The organism is Niallia sp. Man26 (assembly GCF_022049065.2).
Taxonomy (GTDB): Bacteria; Bacillota; Bacilli; order Bacillales; family Cytobacillaceae; genus Niallia.
Genome location: NZ_CP095747.1, coordinates 1 through 9298, shown reverse-complemented (window position 1 = coordinate 9298; position 9298 = coordinate 1). Strand labels below are relative to the sequence as shown.

Genomic DNA, 9298 nt, shown 5'->3' with positions numbered 1-9298 from the left:
GCCTGGCGACGTCCTACTCTCACAGGGGGAGAGCCCCCAACTACCATCGGCGCTGAGAAGCTTAACTTCCGTGTTCGGTATGGGAACGGGTGTGACCTTCTCGCTATCGCCACCAGACTATGTAATTTTGAGAGTTATTCCCTCAAAACTAGATTATGTTGTAAGAAGAAAGAATGAGTAATCATTTATTAGTTAAGTCCTCGATCTATTAGTATTTGTCAGCTCCACGTGTCACCACGCTTCCACCTCAAACCTATCAACCTGATCATCTTTCAGGGATCTTACTAGCTTACGCTATGGGAAATCTCATCTTGAGGGGGGCTTCATGCTTAGATGCTTTCAGCACTTATCCCTTCCGCACATAGCTACCCAGCTATGCCTTTGGCAAGACAACTGGTACACCAGCGGTGCGTCCATCCCGGTCCTCTCGTACTAAGGACAGCTCCTCTCAAATTTCCTACGCCCACGACGGATAGGGACCGAACTGTCTCACGACGTTCTGAACCCAGCTCGCGTACCGCTTTAATGGGCGAACAGCCCAACCCTTGGGACCGACTACAGCCCCAGGATGCGATGAGCCGACATCGAGGTGCCAAACCTCCCCGTCGATGTGGACTCTTGGGGGAGATAAGCCTGTTATCCCCGGGGTAGCTTTTATCCGTTGAGCGATGGCCCTTCCATGCGGAACCACCGGATCACTAAGCCCGACTTTCGTCCCTGCTCGACTTGTAGGTCTCGCAGTCAAGCTCCCTTGTGCCTTTACACTCTACGAATGATTTCCAACCATTCTGAGGGAACCTTTGGGCGCCTCCGTTACTTTTTAGGAGGCGACCGCCCCAGTCAAACTGCCCACCTGACACTGTCTCCCACCCCGATAAGGGGTGCGGGTTAGAATGTCAATACAGCCAGGGTAGTATCCCACCAATGCCTCCACCGAAGCTGGCGCTCCGGCTTCCAAGGCTCCTACCTATCCTGTACAAGCTGTACCAAAATTCAATATCAGGCTACAGTAAAGCTCCACGGGGTCTTTCCGTCCTGTCGCGGGTAACCTGCATCTTCACAGGTACTATAATTTCACCGAGTCTCTCGTTGAGACAGTGCCCAGATCGTTACACCTTTCGTGCGGGTCGGAACTTACCCGACAAGGAATTTCGCTACCTTAGGACCGTTATAGTTACGGCCGCCGTTTACTGGGGCTTCAATTCAGAGCTTCGCGCGAACGCTAACCCCTCCTCTTAACCTTCCAGCACCGGGCAGGTGTCAGCCCCTATACTTCGCCTTACGGCTTCGCAGAGACCTGTGTTTTTGCTAAACAGTCGCCTGGGCCTATTCACTGCGGCTCTCTCGGGCTTGCACCCAAAAGAGCACCCCTTCTCCCGAAGTTACGGGGTCATTTTGCCGAGTTCCTTAACGAGAGTTCTCTCGCTCACCTTAGGATTCTCTCCTCGCCTACCTGTGTCGGTTTGCGGTACGGGCACCTTGAATCTCGCTAGAGGCTTTTCTTGGCAGTGTGGAATCAGGAACTTCGGTACTATATTTCCCTCGCCGTCACAGCTCCGCCTTCACGGTAATGGGATTTGCCTCATTACCAGCCTAACTGCTTGGACGTGCTAATCCAACAGCACGCTTACCCTATCCTCCTGCGTCCCCCCATCGCTCAAACGATTCATAAGGTGGTACAGGAATATCAACCTGTTGTCCATCGCCTACGCTCTTCAGCCTCGGCTTAGGTCCCGACTAACCCTGAGTGGACGAGCCTTCCTCAGGAAACCTTAGGCATTCGGTGGATGAGATTCTCACTCATCTTTCGCTACTCATACCGGCATTCTCACTTCTAAGCGCTCCACCAGTCCTTACGGTCTAGCTTCAACGCCCTTAGAACGCTCTCCTACCACTGACATCGTAGATGTCAATCCACAGCTTCGGTGATACGTTTAGCCCCGGTACATTTTCGGCGCAGAGTCACTCGACCAGTGAGCTATTACGCACTCTTTAAATGGTGGCTGCTTCTAAGCCAACATCCTGGTTGTCTAAGCAACTCCACATCCTTTTCCACTTAACGTATACTTTGGGACCTTAGCTGGTGGTCTGGGCTGTTTCCCTCTTGACTACGGATCTTATCACTCGCAGTCTGACTCCCAAGGATAAGTATTTGGCATTCGGAGTTTGTCTGAATTCGGTAACCCGATGGGGGCCCCTAGTCCAAACAGTGCTCTACCTCCAATACTCTTACCTTGAGGCTAGCCCTAAAGCTATTTCGGAGAGAACCAGCTATCTCCAAGTTCGATTGGAATTTCTCCGCTACCCACACCTCATCCCCGCACTTTTCAACGTGCGTGGGTTCGGGCCTCCATCCAGTGTTACCTGGACTTCACCCTGGACATGGGTAGATCACCTGGTTTCGGGTCTACGACCACATACTATTACGCCCTATTCAGACTCGCTTTCGCTGCGGCTCCGTCTCTTCAACTTAACCTCGCATGTAATCGTAACTCGCCGGTTCATTCTACAAAAGGCACGCTATCACCCATTAATGGGCTCTAACTACTTGTAGGCACACGGTTTCAGGATCTATTTCACTCCCCTTCCGGGGTGCTTTTCACCTTTCCCTCACGGTACTGGTTCACTATCGGTCACTAGGGAGTATTTAGCCTTGGGAGATGGTCCTCCCTGCTTCCGACGGGATTTCACGTGTCCCGCCGTACTCAGGATCCACTCAGGAGGGAACGAAGTTTCGACTACAGGGTTTTTACCTTCTATGACTGGCCTTTCCAGACCTATTCATCTACCCCGTTCCTTTGTAACTCCATGTAGAGTGTCCTACAACCCCAAGAGGCAAGCCTCTTGGTTTGGGCTAATCCCGTTTCGCTCGCCGCTACTCAGGGAATCGCGTTTGCTTTCTCTTCCTCCGGGTACTTAGATGTTTCAGTTCCCCGGGTCTGCCTTCTGTTACTCTATGTATTCAAGTAACGATACTATCCCATTACGGATAGTGGGTTCCCCCATTCGGAAATCTCCGGATCAAAGCTTACTTACAGCTCCCCGAAGCATATCGGTGTTAGTACCGTCCTTCATCGGCTCCTAGTGCCAAGGCATCCACCGTGCGCCCTTTCTAACTTAACTTGTTTCGGCTAAAGATGTTACTCTTTACCCTGAAATTCTTCTATTAAATAGAGAATCTAAGATGGCGATTACTCGGTTTCTTTCTTGGTTCTTACTATTCATAATCTAGTTTTCAAGGAACAATCTTTCTTTTGAGGAATTGCTCCCTCAAAACTGAACAACAAAATCATCAACAATCTGTGAATGGAACGAATTCCATTTTTCCTTAGAAAGGAGGTGATCCAGCCGCACCTTCCGATACGGCTACCTTGTTACGACTTCACCCCAATCATCTATCCCACCTTAGGCGGCTGGCTCCTAAAAGGTTACCCCACCGACTTCGGGTGTTACAAACTCTCGTGGTGTGACGGGCGGTGTGTACAAGGCCCGGGAACGTATTCACCGCGGCATGCTGATCCGCGATTACTAGCGATTCCAGCTTCATGTAGGCGAGTTGCAGCCTACAATCCGAACTGAGAATGGTTTTATGGGATTGGCTCGACCTCGCGGTTTTGCTGCCCTTTGTACCATCCATTGTAGCACGTGTGTAGCCCAGGTCATAAGGGGCATGATGATTTGACGTCATCCCCACCTTCCTCCGGTTTGTCACCGGCAGTCACCTTAGAGTGCCCAACTAAATGCTGGCAACTAAGATCAAGGGTTGCGCTCGTTGCGGGACTTAACCCAACATCTCACGACACGAGCTGACGACAACCATGCACCACCTGTCATCCTGTCCCCCGAAGGGGAACGTCCTATCTCTAGGATTGTCAGGAGATGTCAAGACCTGGTAAGGTTCTTCGCGTTGCTTCGAATTAAACCACATGCTCCACCGCTTGTGCGGGCCCCCGTCAATTCCTTTGAGTTTCAGCCTTGCGGCCGTACTCCCCAGGCGGAGTGCTTAATGCGTTTGCTGCAGCACTAAAGGGCGGAAACCCTCTAACACTTAGCACTCATCGTTTACGGCGTGGACTACCAGGGTATCTAATCCTGTTTGCTCCCCACGCTTTCGCGCCTCAGCGTCAGTTACAGACCAAAGAGTCGCCTTCGCCACTGGTGTTCCTCCACATCTCTACGCATTTCACCGCTACACGTGGAATTCCACTCTTCTCTTCTGCACTCAAGTCCCCCAGTTTCCAATGACCCTCCACGGTTGAGCCGTGGGCTTTCACATCAGACTTAAAGGACCGCCTGCGCGCGCTTTACGCCCAATAATTCCGGACAACGCTTGCCACCTACGTATTACCGCGGCTGCTGGCACGTAGTTAGCCGTGGCTTTCTGGTTAGGTACCGTCAAGGTACGAGCAGTTACTCTCGTACTTGTTCTTCCCTAACAACAGAGTTTTACGATCCGAAAACCTTCATCACTCACGCGGCGTTGCTCCGTCAGACTTTCGTCCATTGCGGAAGATTCCCTACTGCTGCCTCCCGTAGGAGTCTGGGCCGTGTCTCAGTCCCAGTGTGGCCGATCACCCTCTCAGGTCGGCTACGCATCGTCGCCTTGGTGAGCCGTTACCTCACCAACTAGCTAATGCGCCGCGGGCCCATCTGTAAGTGACAGCGTAAACCGTCTTTCAGCTTTTCTACATGAGTAGAAAAGGATTATCCGGTATTAGCTCCGGTTTCCCGAAGTTATCCCAGTCTTACAGGCAGGTTGCCCACGTGTTACTCACCCGTCCGCCGCTAACTTAAAAAGCAAGCTTTTTAAGTCCGCTCGACTTGCATGTATTAGGCACGCCGCCAGCGTTCGTCCTGAGCCAGGATCAAACTCTCCGATAAAGAGTAAGATTAGCTCATTTGCTAAACTCTAGCTTTTTGTTACTTTGTTTTCATCTTTATAACGAAAGTTATAAAAACGATTATTGTTGACGTTTTGTTTGTTCAGTTTTCAAAGAGCAATTTTTCGTTGCTATTAGGAGCAACTTTTATATAATAACATATCATTTCATCGTCGTCAACTTCTACGAACAAACTTTTTTATTTTGTATAAAAAGAAAGTTTTTATTCGTTTTAGCGACATTTATTAATATATCACCATTATTCGTGGAAGTCAACTTCTTTTTAAAGCTTCTTACTAATTTCTTCAATGAAGCGAGTTTCTATTCTACATAATAAACTCTTTTATAGCAATAGTAGTTAATTAAACAAGTATTAATAATTAAAAAGAACAAAAACCATACTGGTTTTTGTTCTTTTTAATTTAACATCATTTTTCCCCTACGATCATTCAATTCCTTCATTATTGCTTCCTTCTTTGAATTCCATAAATTTAAAGCATCATCTTCATTCATATATTTAATAAATGTTTGCAAAGCCTCATTCTTCATCATCCAGTCTGTTAAAAATTCTACTCTTTTAATTTTACGCTTTGGTATATGGCTCTTTATAAAATCTTGAATAGCATCATTAACAGGATCCACTTCAATAATTTCGTTACTTATCTCATTCTTTAACTTGTATGTGATAAATCCTATTGGATTTTCTATTTTATAATTATCTCTAATTGACTCCATTACTTGAATTACATTTCTTTTCCCATACTCCAACCAGTTTTGTATAGTTTTATTCGGTACTTTGAAACCTAAATCATTCGCCAAACTTTTGATATCATTAATATCATTTTTAGAAACAACAAAAAGATCTTTTTCAAGTTCTTCTGTATTTAACACTTCAGTTTTAATGGAATTAGATATCGGAACTGGTAGAGGTTGAATAATGGAATCTTTAGGTTTTATAAAGAATTTAATTTCTTTAACAGCTCTTCCTTGTTTAATCTCTTGAAATTCAAATGTAATATCTGATTTTTTGTTTATCTGTTTTTGAGAAGGCAGTAATACTCGTTGCTTAAAATTCCCGTAAGCAGGATATATATTTGTTGCCCCTAACTTATGTCTAAGATCTTCCATATTGAAAGTTCTTTCTTTTAAACGTTCATATTGCTTTAGTAGCTCGTATATCCTTATAGAATAATGTCCCTTTAGTTTACTTACATTTTTTAAATGATAAGATGTAAACTCCTTTTTCAATTCTAATAAATATGGGGTAAGAAATTTATGGAGTGTAAGCTCAATGGTCCCTTTTTTATAGTTGTAATCAGCTTGGGATAACCATTGAACTTGTACCAATCTTTCCTCGAACCTAATTTCATAAATTTTAGCTAACATATTTCTCGTAATTTCTTCTAGTTCCTTATATCTCGTATTACTATTACCGCCAATCAATTTAATGAAATCTTTTATTGTAAAAGTGTAAGATTGAAACTCCTTATCATTCGGTTGCACTAAACTAATAAGTGTTAAGATGATTTTTTGTTCTATCTCAGTTAATTTATATGCTGCTTCAATAAGCTGATTTGATTTTGTAATTAAGTTGTCCGCGCTTATTTTGGATCCCATATCAAAACTCCTTTTTAATGATCATTCTAAAATATAACAAAGAATGCAAAGGAGCGTCTACTTCAGGTTATATTTCCGAAAATTCAGAATCAGTTTTCGGAAATTACTCAGTTTTTGTTATAGTTTACTCAGTTTTTGTTATAGTTTACTCAGTTTTTGTTATAGTTAAGACTCAGTTTTTGTTATAGTTTACTCAGTTTTTGTTATAGTTTACTCAGTTTTTGTTATAGTTTACTCAGTTTTTGTTATAGTTAAGGTCTCTGAACCCTTGGTACATAAGAGTTTTAAGCCTCTGAAAACAATAAAAACAATAAAAACAATAAAAACAATATATGATAAAACAATCAAAACAATACTTGGTGAATGATTAATTTTTCATTATTTCTGTCTATTTAAAATAATGAATTAATAGTTCTGCTAATAAAGTTGTTATATTTTATATATATTAAAGGATTTCAATTATTTTTCTAGAAAGGTTTATATAAATAAAAGAAGAAAACAACGTTGGAAGGAGGCGTGGTTTTGGCTATTACTATTACAATGGGAATACAAAAAGGTGGTTGCGGGAAATCCACTACTGCTGGAATACTAGCATATTTATTAAGCAGAGATGGCTATAAGGTGTTAGCCATAGATATGGATTCTCAAGGTAATTTAACTGAATTAATATCTAATCAACCTTCTAATGAATTTGTAGGAAAATCAATACTAGAAGCAATGCAGAATCAAAATATGAAAGATTACATCCTACCTATAGGGAAAAATTTAGATTTACTTCCTGCTACTAATTTTTTAGCTACTTTTCCAAGATGGATTTATACGGGAAGAACATATAAAGGTGATAGTATTCCTTTCAAAGGAATACCTAGTTTAATTCTAGATCAAAGTTTAGATGATATAAGAAGTGAGTATGATTTCATTATTATTGATACACCACCGTCATTGTCAGAACAAACAACTAATGCATTATGTGCTAGTGAATATGTAGTAGTGTTGTTTGAGTGTTCTAACTGGTGCTACTCAGCAATTCCTAACTTCATGGAATCCGTCGCCAGTGCTAAAAAACATGGAAATAGAGGTACTGAGGTAATAGGAATTTTAAGAACATTAAATGACTTAAGAAGAAGTGATGCCAAAGCATTTAATGAAATGATTACAGAAGATTATCCTAACGAAGTATTTAAAACTGTTATTAATAGAAGAGCTCCTATTGGTCGTTTAGCTTTATATGGATTCAATAAAAACTCAGAGTTAAAACCGGCTTTACTACAATATGAGCAATTTTATAAGGAGTTGATAGATCGTGTCCAAAGTAAATGATATTAAAAATTTGAAGCGGCTTCAAAAGCAAATTACGCCATCACAAGCTTTAGCTGAAGAAATTATTGAAGAGAAAACATTTGAGCAGGAAAAAAAGTTAATAAGAAAACGAGTATCTTTTGATTTAAGAACAGACTTACATAGAGAATTAAAAATGCAATCTTTATTGCAAGAAAAAAACATCTATATTTTAATTGAAGAAGCATTAGAGAAATATCTAAATAAGATTAAAGAATAATTTTGTGCATCCAATATTTGAGTGCGTAGAATTATTTTATCTGCAGTTAACATAATGCATCTTATCCAAAGCAGCACCCCAAACAAAAGACGGAATCCGGCCATATTCGGGCAAATTCCGTCTTTTTCCCTTCGGGAAATAATCAAAAAAAGGACTAAAATTGATAAGAACAATCTCTTATTTACTTCATCTTTCTTACGAATTCTATTTAATAGTCCATTTGACATTGGTATTATAAAAATTAATTTGGGTAAATACTAAATAAACAACTCACCCTAGCGTATCGCTAATAAAAGTTTTTTGTATCGCCTCTTCTAATTCTAATTGTTTCATCCTGGATTTTGCATATCTTTTAGTTACATTTATATCTTTATGACCAGCTAATTTTGAAACAATTTCCAAGCCAACGCCTTTATCTATAAGCTTTTGACAGAAAGTATGTCTTAATTTATGTGGATGAACATTATACTTCTTCAACATATATTGAATTGATCTTTCTGTTAGCCGCTCATTAGATCTTGAAGTAAATAAAGCTTCATCACTGTTAAACGAATCACAGTATTTATGAAGATATTCCTTAGCTTCTTCTGACAATGGAATAAATCTCTCTTCACCAGTTATTCCATTTTTAACGATTAACTGCTTTTTTATAAGATCAATATTCGACTTATTTAAAGAACATAATTCAGATACTCTAATACCTGTATGGAGCAATAAATAAACGATAGCTATATTTCTTCCATGCCCATCTTTTTTAACTTTTTGAAGCAGCTGATTGTACTCAAAAGATGTTAAAATTTCTAATTCTCCCTTTTTTTCTATAGGCATAACTTTAATATCTAAAATTATTTCTGGACGTCTCAAGAACTTAGCGAAGGTTCTAATAGAACCAAGTATTTTATCAATAGTTATTGGACTTTTCCCCTGCTGCTCTAAAAAAGAGAGATAATTTTGAACATCTTGCTGAGATATGTTCTCTAAATAAGTAGGATATTTGTAGAGCCAGTCTTGAAATTTTTTCATTTCACGTTGATAAGTAGTGACGGTGTTAACAGATTTGCCTTCTGTTTCAAGCCAGTCTGCAAATTGACTAATTACATTAGATTTTTGCACTTTATCACCCCTAAATTCAGACTTGGTACCTTACTTAATATCTTAAATCATAAAAAGAAAGAAGTAAACTTCCGCGATGAATTTCAAAAAAAAGGGGATAGTAGCCTAACGACTACTATCCCCTTTTGGT

General features: G+C 41.0%; 4 protein-coding genes and 3 rRNA genes. 2 read left to right on the top strand and 5 right to left on the bottom strand.

Translation table 11 applies throughout. From position 1 onward, the window contains the following. The 4 genes from rrf to L8T27_RS28560 all read right to left on the bottom strand — a co-directional run bounded on the left by rrf (position 1) and on the right by L8T27_RS28560 (position 6497). Positions 1–117, bottom strand: a 5S ribosomal RNA gene (gene rrf / locus L8T27_RS28575). A 71-nt stretch (positions 118–188) separates the two neighbouring features. Beyond that, positions 189–3123, bottom strand: a 23S ribosomal RNA gene (locus L8T27_RS28570). Positions 3124–3332: 209 nt separating this feature from the next. Beyond that, positions 3333–4881: ribosomal RNA gene (locus tag L8T27_RS28565) — 16S ribosomal RNA — on the bottom strand. Together the 16S, 23S and 5S rRNA genes form the textbook arrangement of a ribosomal RNA operon. Before the next feature lie 416 nt (positions 4882–5297). Beyond that, a complete protein-coding gene (locus tag L8T27_RS28560) occupies positions 5298–6497 on the bottom strand; it encodes a replication initiation protein (RefSeq protein WP_192486553.1) in 1200 nt (399 codons plus the stop codon). A gap of 522 nt (positions 6498–7019) precedes the next feature. Between L8T27_RS28560 and L8T27_RS28555 the strand changes: the two genes are divergently transcribed. Together L8T27_RS28555 and L8T27_RS28550 are read left to right on the top strand one after the other, a co-directional pair. Continuing rightward, positions 7020–7817, top strand: coding sequence for a ParA family protein (locus L8T27_RS28555; RefSeq protein WP_128310140.1), 798 nt, complete (start codon positions 7020–7022; stop codon positions 7815–7817). Beyond that, complete coding sequence (locus L8T27_RS28550) at positions 7801–8055, top strand: hypothetical protein (RefSeq protein WP_128310139.1); 255 nt, start codon at positions 7801–7803, stop codon at positions 8053–8055. The genes L8T27_RS28555 and L8T27_RS28550 overlap by 17 nt, the downstream gene beginning before the upstream one ends. Before the next feature lie 270 nt (positions 8056–8325). On the opposite strand, the gene L8T27_RS28545 is transcribed toward L8T27_RS28550, so the two are convergent. Further along, entirely contained in the window at positions 8326–9168 is an 843-nt protein-coding gene (locus L8T27_RS28545) for a tyrosine-type recombinase/integrase (RefSeq protein ID WP_192486555.1), read from the bottom strand. Positions 9169–9298: the final 130 nt, after the last annotated feature.

Excerpts from the sequence above, each read along its gene's own strand:
- L8T27_RS28560 (WP_192486553.1), bottom strand. The coding sequence starts at position 6,497 with ATGGGATCCAAAATAAGCGCGGACAACTTAATTACAAAATCAAATCAG.